General features: G+C 59.7%; 12 protein-coding genes and 1 pseudogene. 9 read left to right on the forward strand and 4 right to left on the reverse strand.

Annotated features, from left to right (window positions below; translation table 11 throughout):
- The first annotated feature begins 148 nt into the window (after nucleotides 1-148).
- Nucleotides 149-2500, forward strand: a complete 2352-nt coding sequence (locus tag AC070A_RS25850; RefSeq protein ID WP_494773605.1) for a tetratricopeptide repeat protein — start codon at nucleotides 149-151, stop codon at nucleotides 2498-2500.
- A gap of 26 nt (nucleotides 2501-2526) precedes the next feature.
- On the opposite strand, the pseudogene AC070A_RS25855 reads toward AC070A_RS25850, so the two are convergent.
- Nucleotides 2527-2828: pseudogene (locus tag AC070A_RS25855) on the reverse strand (PIN domain-containing protein); the annotation flags it as partial.
- Nucleotides 2829-3145: 317 nt separating this feature from the next.
- Entirely contained in the window at nucleotides 3146-3361 is a 216-nt protein-coding gene (locus tag AC070A_RS25860) for a hypothetical protein (protein ID WP_492384434.1), read from the reverse strand.
- Here AC070A_RS25860 and AC070A_RS25865 point away from each other — a divergent pair, their 5' ends adjacent.
- From AC070A_RS25865 to AC070A_RS25895, 7 genes are all read left to right on the forward strand, one after another.
- A complete protein-coding gene (locus AC070A_RS25865; protein WP_492384407.1) occupies nucleotides 3362-3583 on the forward strand; it encodes a CopG family ribbon-helix-helix protein in 222 nt (73 codons plus the stop codon).
- On the forward strand, nucleotides 3571-3861 hold the full coding sequence (locus AC070A_RS25870; RefSeq protein WP_057248770.1) for a type II toxin-antitoxin system RelE/ParE family toxin: 291 nt from the start codon (nucleotides 3571-3573) through the stop codon (nucleotides 3859-3861). Before AC070A_RS25865 ends, AC070A_RS25870 begins: the two co-directional genes overlap by 13 nt.
- 329 nt (nucleotides 3862-4190) lie before the next feature.
- Nucleotides 4191-7259: an ATP-binding protein gene (locus tag AC070A_RS25875; RefSeq protein WP_492384049.1), complete on the forward strand. Its 3069-nt coding sequence runs from the start codon at nucleotides 4191-4193 to the stop codon at nucleotides 7257-7259.
- Nucleotides 7260-7302: 43 nt separating this feature from the next.
- Nucleotides 7303-8478, forward strand: coding sequence for a YcaO-like family protein (locus AC070A_RS25880; RefSeq protein ID WP_112995850.1), 1176 nt, complete (start codon nucleotides 7303-7305; stop codon nucleotides 8476-8478).
- An 8-nt stretch (nucleotides 8479-8486) separates the two neighbouring features.
- The gene (locus AC070A_RS25885; RefSeq protein WP_492384048.1) at nucleotides 8487-9254 is read left to right on the forward strand and encodes a TfuA-like protein; all 768 of its coding nucleotides are present in this window, start codon (nucleotides 8487-8489) and stop codon (nucleotides 9252-9254) included.
- A gap of 35 nt (nucleotides 9255-9289) precedes the next feature.
- Complete coding sequence (locus AC070A_RS25890; protein WP_057248766.1) at nucleotides 9290-10474, forward strand: gluzincin family metallopeptidase; 1185 nt, start codon at nucleotides 9290-9292, stop codon at nucleotides 10472-10474.
- A gap of 16 nt (nucleotides 10475-10490) precedes the next feature.
- A complete protein-coding gene (locus AC070A_RS25895; RefSeq protein WP_492384046.1) occupies nucleotides 10491-11162 on the forward strand; it encodes a hypothetical protein in 672 nt (223 codons plus the stop codon).
- Between the two features lie 322 nt (nucleotides 11163-11484).
- Here AC070A_RS25895 and AC070A_RS25900 read toward each other — a convergent pair whose 3' ends face one another.
- Together AC070A_RS25900 and pdxR are read right to left on the reverse strand one after the other, a co-directional pair.
- Nucleotides 11485-13044, reverse strand: a complete 1560-nt coding sequence (locus AC070A_RS25900; protein WP_057248764.1) for an ABC transporter substrate-binding protein — start codon at nucleotides 13042-13044, stop codon at nucleotides 11485-11487.
- A 737-nt stretch (nucleotides 13045-13781) separates the two neighbouring features.
- Nucleotides 13782-15287 carry a MocR-like pyridoxine biosynthesis transcription factor PdxR gene (pdxR, locus tag AC070A_RS25905; RefSeq protein WP_309140519.1) on the reverse strand — a complete coding sequence of 502 codons (1506 nt, stop codon included), beginning with the start codon at nucleotides 15285-15287 and terminating at the stop codon, nucleotides 13782-13784.
- Between the two features lie 137 nt (nucleotides 15288-15424).
- Here pdxR and tauA point away from each other — a divergent pair, with 137 nt between their 5' ends.
- Nucleotides 15425-16441, forward strand: a complete 1017-nt coding sequence (tauA, locus tag AC070A_RS25910; protein ID WP_112995845.1) for a taurine ABC transporter substrate-binding protein — start codon at nucleotides 15425-15427, stop codon at nucleotides 16439-16441.
- Nucleotides 16442-16521: the final 80 nt, after the last annotated feature.

Consider the following 16521-nt stretch of genomic DNA (forward strand, 5'->3'; position numbering starts at 1 on the left):
CGTATTACTACCCGCCGCAATGCGGCTACTATCCGTACCCGCCTTGCTACTAACCTGGCAGGTTGTTGTAGTCAGCATGAACACAGCCGCCACGAACAAAAAATGGAAAGCTCGGCTGATTGGGTTCTCTCAGTTGCTTTTCTGCCCGATGCTTTGGTCACGCTGCCGGGTGCAGCGAGACCTTTGTTCCAGAACGATACGGAGCGTTCGATTGACGGGGTTTGTTCTCTCAGCGGCATTTATTCGCGCAGCCCTATTGTTTGGCGCCTTGCTTGCGTTCGCCGCACAGACCGTTGCGGCCGAGACGGTTCCGCCTGCCGCCGATCCGCTGATCGCGATTCATGACGGGTTCGTGGCCGAGACGACATGTTCGTCCTGCCACGCCGATGAGGCGGCCGCATTCGCCACGTCGCATCACGCCAAGGCGATGGCCCTTGCCGACGACAAAACCGTGCGTGCCGATTTCAACAACACCCGGTTCGAGCGCGATGGCATTGCGGCAGAGTTCTTCCGCCGCGACGGTCGCTTCTTCGTCCGCACGGAAGGACCGGACGGCCGGCAAGCGGACTTCGAGGTTAAATACACTTTTGCCTACGAACCCTTGCAGCAATATCTGATCGATCTCGGTCACGGGCGATTGCAGGCTTTCGACGTCGCCTGGGACACAGACAAGCAGGCGTGGTTCTGGCTCGGCGAAAGCAAACCGGCACGGCCAGCATCCACCTATCATTGGACAGGGCCTTTCTATCGCTGGAACCGCACCTGCATCGACTGCCATTCCACCAACCCTCAGGTCAATTTTCGGCCGGAGACGAACGAATACAAGTCGTCCTACGTCGCGACCAGCATCGGCTGCCAGTCCTGTCACGGCGGCGGTGCGAAGCATGTCGAGTGGGCCAAGGCCAAATCCAAAGATGCCCCGACGGCGGCTCCCGGTCTGGGCCTGTCGAAGGTCGATGCAGGCACCTGTTTTGCCTGTCACGCGCGGCGGACCAAGCTTGTCGATGGCTATCGACCCGGAAACGCCTTCCTCGACCATTTTTCGCCGGCACTGCTCCGCCGGGACCTCTATTTTCCGGACGGACAGATTCTCGACGAGGTGTTCGAGTACGGCTCCTTCCAGCAGAGCAAGATGGCGAGAGCGGGCGTCACCTGCTTTGATTGCCACAAGCCACATGAAGGTACGGTCAAGGCCGTCGGCAACGCCCTATGCACGCAATGCCACACTGAAACGGCACCGGAGCGTTTTGAAAAATACGATCCCAGCGGAGTGTTCGACACAACGGCACATACCCATCACCCGACGGGGTCGCCCGGCGCGCAATGCGCCAACTGTCACATGCCCCAGCGCAGCTACATGAAGGCGGATCCGCGACGCGACCACTCCTTCGTGATCCCGCGCCCAGACCTTTCCGAAGCCTACGGCGTCCCGAATGCCTGCACCTCGTGTCATGAAGGCAGGACAAACGCATGGTCAGCGGAGACCATGGACAAATGGTACGGCAAGCACTGGCGCAATCGCCCGACGATAGCGCACGCCTTCGCGGCAGCGGCGCAGGACGATCGTGCAGCGATCGATGATCTGCGCAGGTTTTTGGCCGACCGCGAACAACCAGGCATCATCAGGGGCAGTGCGATTGCCGAAATGACGAGGCTCGACGGAGTAGCCACGGCCGCAGACGTCGAAGTTGCAGCGAAAGACTCCGATCCGCTCGTCCGACTGGGGGCAGCAGAAGCGGCTGCCAGCTTGCCGCCTGAACTTCGATTGGCCGCGATCGGCGTTCTTCTTGGCGACGAAGCCCGAGCAGTCCGGGTGGCCGCAGCCAGGGCTCTTGGCAGCACCCCGTCACTGGACCTTCTCGGCGGTCAACGCCGGGCCTTCGATACGGCCGTCGACGATTTGCGCGCCTATGTCCAGGCCAACGCGGACGTCGCCGAGGTACAGAACAACCATGGGACCTTCCTGTTCGAACAGGGGCGCACGGACGACGCGGAAAAGGCGTTCCGCCAGGCGATTATTCTCGATCCGACGCTTTCGGGTGCGCGCATCAATCTCGCCGAGCTCTATCGTGCCAGCGGTGACAATGAGAAATCCGAACAGGCCTACGCCGAGGCGGTCGCCGCCAACCCGGATCGGCCCGAGCTCCGCTACGGGCATGGTTTGTCGCTTGTTCGTCAAAAGGCGATGCCGGACGCGATCCGGGAACTGGAGGCTGCCGTGCGCCTGGCCCCTGCCAACTCCCGATACAGGACGACGGCAGCAATCGCGCTGGATGCGGTGGGCCGCACGGATGACGCTTTCGAACTATTCGATCCGACCGTTCCGGGGGGTGCGACTGACGCCAATCTGCTCGGCACTGCCATTCAGCTTGGACTCAAACTCGGCCGCCATGCCGAGACGCTTGAGTTTGCGGAGGCGCTCGCCCGACTCCAGCCAAATGACCCACGGACCGCAGAACTCGTCAGGCAATTACAGGATGCAGTTCAACATGGCAGGTAAGCGCGCCTGTCGGACGAAGTGACCTATCCAGCAGTCAGAATTTTTGTGGGATCAATATCACCGGACCCAACGGGCTCACGTCGGCAGGCCAAAAATTGTGGTCGGGGAGCGACCGCAGTTTTCCCATCATCTCCATTACGAGGTACGGAGAACCGGGAGAATTGGGATATTTGGGGTTGCCCACAATCCGGATGAAGCCATTTTCGGTCATTGGGCAGGTCGCCTCGGCGAGCTGGCCAATCGCTGCGAACCATTCGTGCGCATCGTCATGGGTTACATGGCTTGGATCAAACAAAGCAATCGAAATATTGTTGTAAAACAATAATATAACGGCAATTCATCACACAAGACATTAATGACTTCGAGCGTTATTGGCGGCGCATCCAGCCGAGGTGACAGGAGAGGAACGCCATTGCGCTCGCCGCCACTGCGCGGCCGGCGCAGAGGCGTGGCTGCAACCTAAGCGCTCTATCTCGGCTGGGTTGACGGTAAGCGTTCAACGCTGAAAAACGTTTCTCCGTTCGACGAAAGCGGTTTTCAGACCAACCAGCAACGAAAATTGTGAGCCACTACGTGATGGGGAGGTCGGAAATCAGGCGCGCTGACACCTTCCGAGCAGAAGTCCGCCGTGCCGTGCCAGGAAGTTCAACGACGGACATAATCCCTGAGGAAACGGAGCCAGGCGTGGATTTTCTGCGGGACCATCTGCATGGGCAGGTGCATCGCGTAAATCTGGTGATCGGGGAAGCGATAGGACGGCAGGGCGTCGGCCAACTTGCCCTCGGCGAGTTCTGGCGCCACGAACCAGTCAGGCAGAAGTGCTACAAGCTCGATGATGAGCTCAAGGGCCGCGTTCAACACTTGGCCGAAATCCGCCGCCGGTCTTCTCACTGGATCATGCGTGAAGCGATTGCACAATACGTGGAGCGAGAAGAGAAGCGAGAGGCATTGCGACACGCCACGCTCAGAGCGTGGGAGGAGTATCAAGCGACCGGCCTACATGCCACTGAGGACGAGGTCGAAAAATGGCTATCCACGTGGGGAACGGACGACGAGAGCGCTGCACCTGAATGCCACAAATAGTCTTCTCGCCAGCAGCTGTTCGTGATCTTGAACGCCTTCGCAAATTCTTGCAGGCCAAAAGCCCATTGGCAGCCAAGCGAGCAGGTGAAGCCATTCTGAAGGGTGTGCAAGCCCTTGGCGCACATCCTAAAATGCGGCGCCTCATTGATGATCTGCCTGACCAATATCGAGAGTGGCTCATTGATTTTGGAGATAGCGGATACATCACGCGCTACCGTATTGATGGGGACATTTTGACAATCCTCGCCGTGCGCCATCAGAAAGAAGCTGGCTTCTGAGAGTGCCGGCGGTGTCGTCTTTGAGCGATTGCTCGTCCTATGTGACTGTTCTCAATGCTGGACTGAAACGGGCTTCGCCGGTTTAGGCGGAAGTTTCACATATTGAATGGGCCGATCACCAGCGGATGCACACGGGCTATACTGCATCCTTCCGCAAACCAAAGGTCAGCGATGGCTGGAACCTCAAGCGTTGAGCCAGGCAAGGCGCTCGACGAATACAGCTTTGGGGGCATGCGGCGGCCCGATAGAATTGCTGCTCCTACGCGAACGCCGCTCGCTTATGCTATATATTCCTAATCCATCATACATGCGAGCGGTGGGGGTGGCGGATGCTCGAAAGTCGGGTCAACAACCCACGACAACCGACGAAACCTTCGGGACGCAAGGGACGCCTCTCCGAATATGGAGGTGAGCGGCGGATCGTCACCGCCATCTGCTATGATCTCGTCGGGTCGACGAGACTTCTCCACCTGCTCGACATAGAAGACTATCAGGAACTGATCGTTGCGTTTCAGAATGCAGCGAAACACGCGATAATCTCTCATTCCGGCGTCATGCAGCTTGAGGCTGGAGATGGCGGCGTGGCGCTCTTTCCGATCGAGTTGGGTGCGAAGGATGCGGCTTCGCTCGCCATTCGCGCGGGTCTCGCGATCGTCGAGGGCTGCGCGGGCGTTGCCCGAGAAGCCGGGCGCGACGACTTGCACGTTCGAGTCGGGATCGCGACATCCGTTGCGCTCATTCAAGAGACGCAGGAGGAGAAGGGGGAACCGGTTACGGGTGCTGCACTGGCCATAGCCACCCGTCTGGAAGAGATTGCCGACCCAGACAGCGTTTTCGTTTCGGAGGACACGCGCGACCTGGCCGGTAGGTCGCATGCTTTCGTGTTCGAAGGCGCCAGGACGCTCAAGGGCTTCACTGTGCCCGAGAAGGTATGGCGCGCACTCGGTCACAAGATTGATGTCGACAGGTTCTACGCTTTCGGGAGCCTTGGCGGCCCCTTCATTGGCCGCGAAAGCGAGTTGAACACGATCGCCGCCTGTTGGGAAAAGGTCACCGCGCAAGGTGGCGAAATCCTCCTGCTCGAAGGAGATGCAGGCATCGGAAAATCGCGGCTTCTGCGGGAAGTCCGCAAGATGACGCGCGACCGGCGATCAGGGCTGTACTTCTTTCAGTGCCTGCCAGGCGGGCATCGCTCGACGCTGCATCCCCTGTTGAACAGTCTTATGGGCGCAACGTCGGGACAAGACGATCAACTGGGCCTGTCCGCCTCCGCTGTAGCACACCCCTTTGAACGAAACGGCATTCGCGACGCAGAAACGATTGAAACATTCGCGTATTTGCTGGGTGCGCTGGGACGAAATCAACGGCTCGCCGACAACGACCCAAAAGCCATCCGGGAAAAGGCTCATCGCGCCGTGTTTCGCGCACTCGCGGCGTTGTGCGCGAACGGCCCGATCGTCCTGGCTGTCGAAGACATCCACTGGATCGATCCAACCTCCCGGGATTTGCTGGCGGAGGCCGCTCGGGTTGCACACCAACTTCCGATTTTCCTCGTCGCGACCTCACGTCTCGGGTTTGCGTCGGATTGGCTGGACGCGGCCAACCCCACGCGGCTGACGCTGCTCCCGCTTGATCGTGACGAAACACGACGGGCGATAGAGGCAAGATGGCCGGAGCAGAGGCAGGGCATGCTTCCTGAGCTCTATGACGTTATCGAGAGGATATCCGGCGGCGTCCCACTCTTCATCGAGCAGATCTGCCAATGGGTCTCGGAGAACGTTGCTGCAGACACTATGAGCCTGTCGGAAAACGTCAAACCCAGCCATGTGTCGGCATTCGAGGAAATACTGGACGCACGCCTCAACCACCTGGGCACGGCCAGAGACGTGGCGCGAGCGGGAGCAGTTGCGGGCAGCCGGTTCACGCTATCGTTGCTTCGCGAACTGCTGCCAGGGCTGGGCAAAAAGTCTTTGGTCAAGGCCGCCGATACCCTGAGTGATTCAGGGTTCCTGATGCGGATCAGGACGCGAGGGCATATCGCCTACGGCTTCCGGCACGTTTTGATTCAGGAAACGATCTACAATGGGCTCTTGCGCAGGCAGCGGCAGGCATTGCATCGGCGGCTGTTCATTGCTGTCAGTCAAAACCGCCAAATGGCCGCTTGGATGGACACCGGAACGCTCGCCGAACATGCGGAACGAGCGGGCTTCATCGAAAACGCAATCGAATTGTACACTGCGGCAGGGAAGGAAAGCTCGAGCCGATCGGCGATGGTAGAGGCGCGCAACTACCTGGAGCACGCCGTGGAGATTTGCGACCGGTTCGGCGCGGGACATGCGATCGAAACACTGCAGCTATCCGCGCTGATTTCGCTCGGCCCAGTTTTGACCGGTCTTGTCGGACTGAACTCACCTCCGGCTCGCAAGTTATATGAGGATGGCGTAGCCATCGCCCGCCGGCAACCGATGGAAGAGCAATCCAGATGGTTTCCGATCTATTGGGGGTGGTGGCTCACGGGAACAGACTTTCGCGTTATGCGCGAACGCGCTCTGCAAGTGCGGGCCATGCAGGCTGGGACGGAAGATCCGGAGATCAAGCTCCAGGTTAACCATTGCATCTGGGCCATTGCTTTTAACCTTGGCCACCATCGAGAGGCCCAGGATGCGATTAAGGCCGGACTGGCGCTTTATGACGAGCAATCGGCGAAAACCAACCGAACGTTATTTGGCGGCCATGACGCCAAGGTGTGCGGTCTAGGGCAACTGGCCCTTTCGCTGTGGCTGACAGGACAATCGAAAGCATCGGATTCGGCTCTTTCGAAGATGGTCGCGTTCGTTGACCGGATATCACACGCGCCCAGCAAGGCGCATTCGCTTGATACGGAAGCGGTGTCTGCGTTCTATCGGGACGACTATGGGCGTCTCACCGAAATTTCCAAGAGAATGGCAGACTTCGCGAGATCGCATGAAATGCAGTCGCTGTCCGGCCTGTCGCTGCTGTTTGCTGGATGGGCTCTAGCGCATGGGGAAAGCCTCACGAGGGGACATGCGATGTTTCGCGAAGGGCTGTCGCTCTTGAGAAGCCTCGGTGTCGTCGCAGATCTCCCGATTTATCTCTACATGCACGCCACGCTGCTCGGGCAAGCTGGCAACTATGAGTCAGCGCTCGAGGTCACGAATGACGCGATCGAAAAGGCGAAGGAAACCGGTCATGCCTATTGGCTCGCGGAGCTCTACCGTATCCGCGCCGTTCTTCAGGCGCGGGGCAACACCACCAAGGATCCCATCATCCTCGACCTGCGCTCAGCCGTAGATATCGCCGAACGTCAAGGAGCAAAGGCACTTCTGCGACGGGCGAGACATTCAATGCAGGAGCTTGGCGTTGCCGGTCAACATTGAACGAACGAGGCAGAAAACCGACGATCCGTCAAACCTTGAGGGGATGCTTGCGCGTTTTCGCGACGCCATACTTGCCGGCTTAAGCAACCCGCTCTCTCCTCCCGCGGACCTAGAAGCCGAGCAATGCTTGCGCGCGATTTTACGGCTCTGTCGTCGTGCGGGCATAACCCGGCTTGGTGATCTGACCGGACTTGACCGGATCGGCCTGCCGGTGGCTCAAGCCGTTCGACCCGCCGCTCTTTCTGAAGTCACGTCGCTCGGGCGCGGCCTTTCCATGGCGGGAGCGGCGGTGGGGGCGATCATGGAATCGCTTGAGCGGTTTTACGCCGAAGCCATTCCCTCGGGGCGGGTATTTTCCACCACGGCGGATGAACTCAAGATCGCCGACGGCCTGTTTGAAAATCTTCTGGCACCTGATCGCCAGGGGAACTGGCGGATACGGGCGATACCCTGGATCACCGGCGTCGACATCACGGCTGGTTTCCCACAATCGGTCCCCCTGGAACTTGTTCACACCTGCTACACGGACCCGCCGCCCGCTCATGATGGCCTGTTCATGCGCACGACCACGGGTCTCGCCTGTCATATGACCGTCTTCGGTGCATTTGCGCATGGATTGTTCGAATGTATCGAGCGCGACGCCCTCGCGCGCGCCTTCGCCACCCACGGCTTCTTCGATCGAATGCGCATTTCCCCGTTCGGGCTGGGTGACGGAGTTGATCACATACTGTCCGTTGTGGGCGAGCACCATATTTCCTTCGGCCTTTGGCTAGCTCCTTCGCCGGCAGATGTCCCAGTGGTCTGGTGCCAGACGATCGAGACAGGCCCCGGCGAACCGATCCTTGCTCTTCCGACCGAGGGCTACGCGGCAGGACCGAGCATCGCCGCGGCAGCGGAGAGCGCGATGCTCGAAGCGCTGTCAGCGCGGGCCGGGGCGATATCGGGGGCGCGCGACGATCAAACCCGGGAGCATTACAGACGTAGCACCGACTCGGTCGTCGCCAAGGCCCGCCAGCTTATTCTTATGGGTACGTCCGGGTTGCCGCGTCAGGCAATCGAAGCACGCGCCGTTTCGGATCTCGGCGCGCTGATCGACAGGGTCCTATCCGCCGGAATGGGGCCCATATTGGCCGTGCCGGTGGGAACGGACGTCGAAACAGGCGTTCAGTGCGTGAGAACCATCCTTCCCGGAGCCATTCCCTTTTCCATCCTGCGGTGAGTGTTCACATGGTCGATGCGAGCGAGAAAGGTCCGATCCTGGTGTTTCTTGGTCCGACGCTTCGGTTGACCGAGGCGGAGCCGGTTCTCGACGCCATCTACCTGCAGCCCGCCGCGCAAGGCGACATTCTGCTTGCCGCCCACGCATTCCGCCCGCGGGCGATGGTCCTGATCGACGGGCAATTCGAGGACAGGCCGGCTGTCCGACACAAGGAAATCCTCTGGGCAATGGCACAGGGGATCGTCGTGATCGGCGCGGCAAGCATGGGCGCGCTCAGGGCGGCGGAACTCAGTGAGTTCGGCATGATCGGTGTCGGCCTGATCTACAGGTGGTATCGGCGCTGGCGGCTTGCTCCCGATGATGCGGTCGCCGTTCTTTCGGGGCCGCCGGAGCTTGGCTTTCTTCCTTTGACAGACGCCTTGGTCGATCTCCAGCGGACGTTCGCCAGCCTGACACGCCGGGATTTCATAACGGCAGCCGATCGCGACTTGCTCACAACGACTGCGCGAAACATGAACTTTCGAGAGCGCCGGTTCGAAGCGATTTTACGGGATGCAGGATGGCAGGAGGAGGGGCTCAAGCAATTGCAGAAGGAGATGGTGTGGCAAAAAAAACGGGACGCTCTGCTTGCGCTGCGAAACGCGCGGTCCCTCGTGATGCAGGAAAATACGGGGCCTGTGAGCTGTGCGTGGGTTGCAACGAACACCTTTGTCCGGGATCTTGAGGCGGGCGGCATTGACTCAACATTAGCAAACACTTATAAATTGAATCCTTAATCCCAGATTTTTCAATCGAGGGGGGCAATTGTGCGATGCGTCTGCTTCGGGACGATGCCCTCGACTCTGGAAATGCGCGTGTCGGCACGCGGTTTTGGATTTATCCGCAGCCCCCCTTCATTCCCGGATACGAACAGCCCGATCGTGTGTGGCTATCGATACCACGCGACGAATTAGGCGAGGGCCCCAGTGACCTCTCCATGTATGTCGCGGATCCGCTCTATGACAAGCAGCCCTATGGCCTCGCGAGCTTGCCGCCATTCGGCGGGGCGAAGCGCGCGCCGGTGAGGCCGGGTCCGGATCGTCACTTCGACAACATCGATCCGACCTCCCGGCCATTTCTTGCTGTTCACGCCTACGCCTGCGTGCGTTTCGTTCTCGACATTTGGCAGAGCTATTTGGGGCGGCGGGTCCACTGGTTCTTCGATCAGACCTTTCCAAGGCTAGAAATCGTTCCATTTGTCGATTGGGACAATGCTCAAGCGGGCTACGGTTTTCTGGAACTGGGTTGGTCCGACGTCGACGGCATCCTGAGACCTTACGCGTTGAATTTCGACACGATCGCGCACGAGGTCGGGCATCTGATCATGCTCTCGGAGACGGGTGTACCGACTGTGACATCGCCTGATGGCGACTTCTTTTCGTTCTCCGAAGCCTTTTCGGACTGTGTTTCACTGATCTCGTTCTTGCACTTTGATTCCGCGATTGACCGGCTTTTGCGGCGAACGAGAGGCAATCTGCTGCTCTACAACGAACTGAACCGCTTTGCGGAGACGAGCCCCGAAACGCAGATTCGCTTGGCCACCAATTTCCGGCGAATGTCCGCAACTACCCGCGAGGTGCACGATCGCGCGCTGCCGTTCGTTGGCGCCATCTTTGACAGCATCGTTGCACTTTATCATCGCGATCTAGTCGCGAACGGTTGCGCCGACAGGCGGCTTCTGGATGTCGATATCCGGGAACTGGCGCGGGACGAATTTGATACTTTTCGGCAGGCGACGGCGGAGGCCTTCGGCACCAAGCCATTATATTTCAAGCTGGCATTGACCGCCGCGCGAGACGCGGTGGGTGCGGCACTCGCGACGTCATTGAGCACACTCGATCTGAACACACTGCGCCTTGAGCAGGCGGCAGAGGCCATCGTCGCCTCGGCGGACGGGCCGGCCGCCGAATTGCTCGAAGAGAATTTCGCTTGGCGCGAAATCATCGCTTCAAGGTAAGTCAAGGGAGGAAAAAATGAGTGGTTGTTGCGCGAATCCTGTTGTTGGATATCCACTAGATCCAAAGGATCTAGAAGATGTAATTGAATATAAGTCGTATCGACCAGGAGATATTAGATTATATGGACGGCCGACAAGGTTTTATGAAAGGAAGAATAAAGATAAAAATATTAGAGAAGCTCTCGATGGGATTGATAAGAAGCTAAGATCTATTGGAGAAACGGGGATAATTGATGATATAAACAGGATGATAGAGGAGATTTTGGATTACATAAAGAAAAGCTCTGGAATTGTAGGCGATGGAGTAACGATCGCATTATTTGATGGAAAATACTATAGCTTCCTTCCCGTTAGTTTTGGGGGTGAAGTAGAGTATCTAAAGAGCATTGGCGTGATTTATGGTTATGCCTATGAGGGGCACTGCTACAAGCTGCCAAAACCGCAGATCATGTGTCTATCTGAAAGGCCGACGGCAATCGCCGACGGCGATTGCGGCTGCGATTGTGGATTTGACGCGAAATTCGGCTACGCTGTTTGGTCGATCGACAAACTCGAGCGGGCCATATCTCTCGACATCCGCGCCGACAACCTCAAGACGTTGGTGCTGGACGAAAACCTGCCAGGCAACCGGTCGCCGCTCGCCTATGCGCAGACGATGGCGTTGGCCCCACAGCGGCAACGCGACTGACGGGCGCGCCCTTTTATCCTCGGGAGCTCACGGCCTGCACCAGTGAGTTGCCAACCTTTCAGGTTGGCAACTGCGCGATTTTCGCCGGACCGCACAGACTTTGCAATGAACCACGCTACCATTCTTCGGCGAGTTCAGACCGGCCGGCAAAACAACACCCGCCTCCAACTGTTCGAAAGCTTCGGACCGCAGCGAGAGACGACATTATCGACATTGCCCGGTCGCTGGCGCGGCCGGGCAGGTGAGGGGCGGGGATTTATCGGTCCGCCTCGCATGTTGAGCGGGAGCCCGAACGCCTTGCCGTTCCAGCTCCGCGCGAGGGTTACTCCGCGAAATGAGTCAGCCAGTGGCGTGGCTTGTTGTCCGCGAGCTGAGCGACCCGGTCGATCCTGTTGCTCATCACCCAGGCCATGGGCTGCTGGTGCAACGGCAACATGATCATTTCGTCCTTGACCATCTGGAGTGCCTTGGTCTGCAGCTCGAGCCGTTTCGTCCGATCCATTTCGGTCGATGCCTGGATGACGAGCTTGTCAATCTCCGGATAGCTCCAGCCACCCCAGTTGAACACGCCCGCCTTGTCGCTCTTCGTCTCGATCATCTGGAGCAGGATCGAGTAGCTGTCGAGCATCGGCTCGTTCGCCCAGCCGATGATGTAGACGTCGGAGAGACCACCCGTGCGCTTGGGCGCCTGTGCGGCCGTCGGGCCGATGTCGAGTTGCGGCTTGAAGCCGGCGCGGCTCAGCATGTTGACGATGCTCTGGCAAAGCTCCTCCTCGTTGACATAGGCCTCGTTCGTGCAGACGAGTGTGAAGGGGAGGTCGGTTGCGCCGGCTTCTGCCAGCAGCTTCTTCGACAGGTCGGGATTGAACGGCACCACCTTGTCCAGTGCTTCGCTATATCCGGGAATCTCCGGCGCAATGATCGCGCCCGCCGTCCTCGACTTGCCGCGCATGACCCGTTTCTGGATGAGCTCCTTGTCGAGCGCGTGAGCGACGGCCTGGCGAACACGCAGGTCGTTGAACTTGTTGTCGACGCCGTCGGCCAGTTTCGGCTTGCGGTTGAAGCCCATCATGATGGTGCGCAGGTCGGTGCGCTCCATGACCTTCAGATCCGGCTGCGCGAGAAGGCGCGGTAGATCCTGCGCAGGCGCATTCTCGGTGAAGTTGATCTCACCCGACAGCAGTGCGGCGACGCGCGTCGCGGCCGAGACGATCGGTGTAAACTCGATACGATCTATGTTGGATTGCGACTTGTCCCACCACTTGTCATTCTTGACGAGAACGGTCTTGCTGTCGGGCGCGCGGCTCTCGAGCTTGAACGGACCCGTGCCGTTGGTGTGGTAGGTGGCGTAGCCTTCGATCTTCTTGCCGACGTCGGTCGGCTTCAGCGAGTTGTTGTCGGTGAGCCAGGTAGCGTCGAAAATGTGGATGTTCGTCAAGTCGTTCAGCAGCAGCGGATAGGGTCCGACCAGTTCGATATCGACAGTGTGGTCGTCCACCTTCTTCGCCGACTTGTAGGCGGGAAGGTTGCCGCGGAGTGGAGACACCGGATCGCTGACCCGAGTGAGAGAGGCGATCACGTCGTCCGCGGTGAAATCGGCGCCATCGTGGAACTTGACGCCCTCGCGCAGATGAAACCGCCAGACCGTGTCTGATACCGCCTCCCAGGACGTTGCCAGCGCCGGCTCGATCTTCAATTCGGCGTCAAAACGGACAAGCCCCTCATAGACGTGGTTGAGGAAGGACAGCGTGTAGCTGTCGCCATAAGAATAGGGGTCGAGCGAATAGATGTCGCGCGAGGCGCCCCATTTGAGCGTTTCCGCATGGCCCGGCGCGGAAAGCGCAGCCGACATGACGGCTGCGAGAATCAATTTCTTGAGCATTCTGCTGTTCTCCTTTGTTAAGGTCACCGGTCCCCTTGAACGGGAATCTTCTTCTTGAGAGGCAAGGACGGCTCACAGGCTGTCCGTCTCGCCGCCCGCTAGGGGGCGGCTAGTGGCGTGGTCCGTTGTTGGCGCGGGCATGGCCTGCTCGGTTGTGTCGATCACCGCAAAGGCCGTCGACGGCCCCCTGGGGATCTTGATTAACTGGCGTCCCTGGGCAGCGAGGCATTCAAGCGAAAGCCTCCCGGCGATGCTGAAGCGCCAAGTCCTGTCGTCGATATGGCTGTCATTCGATGGCCAGCGCCAAACGTCACCTCGAACAGGGGTAATCTCCGCACCGCTTTATAGATGCGGCACAGAAACCCAAGGTTCAGTGTTAGACGCTGGAATGGCGATCGAATGAGGGGATGTCAGGCGAGCCGGCCGGGCGGTGCGGGCTCGTATGTGCGGCGCCGCCAAAAGTTGCATGAACTCGCTATCGCGGCGGTCTTCTGAAGCCCTTGCATCAACCTGCTCCTCCCTAGCTCGTTGCTGCTGATCGGCACCATCGCACGCCAAAAGTTTTTGTCAACGACTTTGTCGACAATATTGAATACGATCGCGGCGACAATCCAAAGCGACAACAAGATGGCGGTTGCGGCGAGCCCGCAGCGTTCGAAGCAAAGGAAAAAGCTGCGTTAGGTCGTCGCGCGCACCAGCCCGCTCGACGGGAAATGGCCGACAGTGGTCCAGCCCCTCTACTTCGCAGTGGAGGTCTTGTCGTTGCTGCTGCAAGCAAGGGCGTCGATGCGGGCGCGAACGCGGGCGACGCCCTCGGCAATACTGGTGCCTGGAATGGACGAATATCCCATGCGGAAAAAGCGGCAGGGCCGGTCGCTTCTAGGGAAGAAGGGCGAGCCGGATTCGACCAGAACGCCATCCTGGCGCAACTCGCTGACCAGACGGTCGGCGTCGAGCCCTTCCGGCCCCTCCATCCAGAAGGACGTGCCGCCGAAGGTCGAGGACCCGGCGACGGTCAAATTCTCCCGACGCAGCGCCTCGGCCATCAGCACGTGGCGCTTGTGATACTCGGTCCGCATGCGGTGCAGTACGGCGTCATAATGCCCAAGCGCCAGGAAATAGGCAGCGGTGCGCTGCAGGTGGCCGGGCGGGTGACGCAGCATCAGCGAGCGAAGCGCGCGCGCCTCGCGAATGAAGGGTGCAGGCGCCACGAGATAGCCGAGCCGAAGCCCGGGAAACAGGGATTTTGAGAAGCTGCCGATGTAGAGCACCCGGCCCGTCGGATCGAGCGCTTTCAGCGCCGGCGAGGGCGGAGCGAGGTAGCTGATCTCGAACTCGTAATCGTCCTCGACAATGACGAAGTCTTTCTCCTCCGCAGCTACAAGCAGTTGCGTTCGCCGGTCGACCGGCATGGTCGCGCCTGTCGGCGAATGGTGGCTCGGGGTCACGAAGACGGCGTCGACTTTCTCCGGTAGCGCATCCGGCGACAGGCCCTCGCGATCGACATCGACGGTCGTGACGTCAGCACCGCTGAGCAGGAGCGAGGCGCTGATATCCGGGTGGCAGGGGTTTTCGCAGACGGCGGCTGAGCCCTTTTCCAGGATCAGTCGGGTGACGATCCAGAGCGCATTCTGCGCGCCGACGGTAACGAGGATTTCGTCCGGAGTGGCGTGAATGCCGCGCCGCGGCAGCGTGCGCGAGCAGATGTAGTTGACGAGCCGCACGTCGTCGGCAGCGGCAAAGTCGCTCGCCATCAGCACGAAGTCCTCGCGCGCAAGCGCCCGGCGGGCGCAATCACGCCAGGCGTTAAGGTCAAACAGCGTGGGGTCCATCTGGCCGTAGAGGAAGGGGAAAGGGTAGCGTCGCCAGTCCAGCGGTTTGTGGACCTGGCGCACGACATCGAAGCTCATCTTGATCTTGCGGCTCCAATCGACCGGATCGGCGCCGCCCGATGGGCGTTCCCCTTCCACATCCATGCCTGGCGGATTGCCGGCGATACGATAGGAACTGCGGTTGACGGCCTCGACATAGCCTTGGCTGATCAGTTCCTGATAGGCGAGCGTTACCGTGATGCGCGAGATCCGGAGATAGTCCGCGAGTTTGCGCGTGGAAGGCAGGTGCGCGTGCGGCTGCACCCGCCCGGCAAGCACGGCCGAAACGATCGTTTCGCGCAGCTGTGCCTGCAGGCCAATCCCGCTGTCGCGATCGATGAAGAAGATGGTTTCGGAAACATTCGTCCGCACGACGCCGGCCTCCAATGACGTTAATCTGGATCTATTCAACTTCCATACTGGATATAACGCAAGCCGGATCTCGGCCTTATCGTCATGAGCAAGATCGGAAAAACCGGTCAGTGAATAAACAAAGAGGAGGACGAAGCATGCTACATGGACATTTCAGACGACTGGCTGCAGCAGCCAGCATTGTGGCGAGCCTGGCCGCATCCGGCGTGGCTTATGCCGAGACGAAGCTCGTCGTCGGCTATCAGCAGATCGTCGGCCCGTTTGTGGCTGCGATCGCCGACGGGCGCTTCGACGCCGCCGCCAAAGAGGCCGGCTACTCGATCGACTGGCGCCAATTCAGCTCGGCCGGCGACATCACGACGGCGCTCGCCTCGGGCGACGTGCCGATCGGCGTTCTCGGTTCGACTGGCACCGCGGCTGCCGCCACGCGCGGTGTCGAACTGCAACTCTTCTGGATCCTCGACAATATCGGTCAATCGGAGGCGCTGGTCGCCCGCGACGGTTCCGGCATCGAAACGCCCGCGGACCTCAAGGGCAAGAAGGTCGCCGTGCCCTTCGTCTCGACCTCGCATTTCCATCTTTTGGTCGGCATGAACAAGGTCTGGAACGTCGACCCGCGCGAAGTGGAAATCCTCAATCTGAAGCCGCCGCAGATCGTCGCCGCCTGGCAGCGCGGCGATATCGATGCCGCCTATGTCTGGCCGCCGGCGCTTTCTGAAATTCAGAAGACTGGCAAGACGATCTCCGATTCCGAAGTGATCGGTGCTGCGAGCGTGCCGACCTTCGACGGGCTGGTGGTTGATAAGGCCTGGGCCGCGGAAAATCCGAAGCTCATGGAGGCCTTCACCAAGGTTCTGGCGAAAGCTTATGCCGACTACAATGCCGACAAGGCGGCGTGGACGGAGGAGTCTGAGCAAGTCCAGGGCATCGTCAAGCTGATCGGCGGCGATGGCCCGAGCACGGTCGAAGCCTTGCGTCTTCTTTCCTTCCCGAATGCGGATGAGCAGGCCTCCGAGGTTTGGCTCGGCGGTGGCGCCACGCGCGCGCTCACCGAAAGCGCCAAGTTCCTCGTCGAGCAAAAGCAGATCGGCAATTCGCTCGACGATTATGCGCCCTATGTGAACGCCGACTTTGCCAAGGTGGCCGCGCAATAATTTGATCTGCTGATTGCGCCGGTCCTGAGGAGCGGCCGGCGCGTCCATCTTCAAGACCGTGACCGAGGTGCAGGGAGGCA

It is taken from the genome of Ensifer sp. GW101-20A05 (assembly GCF_059424735.1).

What these genes read in the sequence shown, in the direction of transcription:
- AC070A_RS25850 (WP_494773605.1), top strand. Translation starts at nt 149, where the DNA reads ATGCTTTGGTCACGCTGCCGGGTGCAGCGAGACCTTTGTTCCAGAACG.
- AC070A_RS25890 (WP_057248766.1), top strand. Translation starts at nt 9,290, where the DNA reads ATGCGTCTGCTTCGGGACGATGCCCTCGACTCTGGAAATGCGCGTGTC.
- tauA (WP_112995845.1), top strand. Translation starts at nt 15,425, where the DNA reads ATGCTACATGGACATTTCAGACGACTGGCTGCAGCAGCCAGCATTGTG.
- AC070A_RS25880 (WP_112995850.1), top strand. Translation starts at nt 7,303, where the DNA reads ATGCTTGCGCGTTTTCGCGACGCCATACTTGCCGGCTTAAGCAACCCG.
- AC070A_RS25900 (WP_057248764.1), bottom strand. Translation starts at nt 13,044, where the DNA reads ATGCTCAAGAAATTGATTCTCGCAGCCGTCATGTCGGCTGCGCTTTCC.
- AC070A_RS25875 (WP_492384049.1), top strand. Translation starts at nt 4,191, where the DNA reads ATGCTCGAAAGTCGGGTCAACAACCCACGACAACCGACGAAACCTTCG.
- AC070A_RS25885 (WP_492384048.1), top strand. Translation starts at nt 8,487, where the DNA reads ATGGTCGATGCGAGCGAGAAAGGTCCGATCCTGGTGTTTCTTGGTCCG.
- AC070A_RS25895 (WP_492384046.1), top strand. Translation starts at nt 10,491, where the DNA reads ATGAGTGGTTGTTGCGCGAATCCTGTTGTTGGATATCCACTAGATCCA.
- AC070A_RS25870 (WP_057248770.1), top strand. Translation starts at nt 3,571, where the DNA reads ATGCCACAAATAGTCTTCTCGCCAGCAGCTGTTCGTGATCTTGAACGC.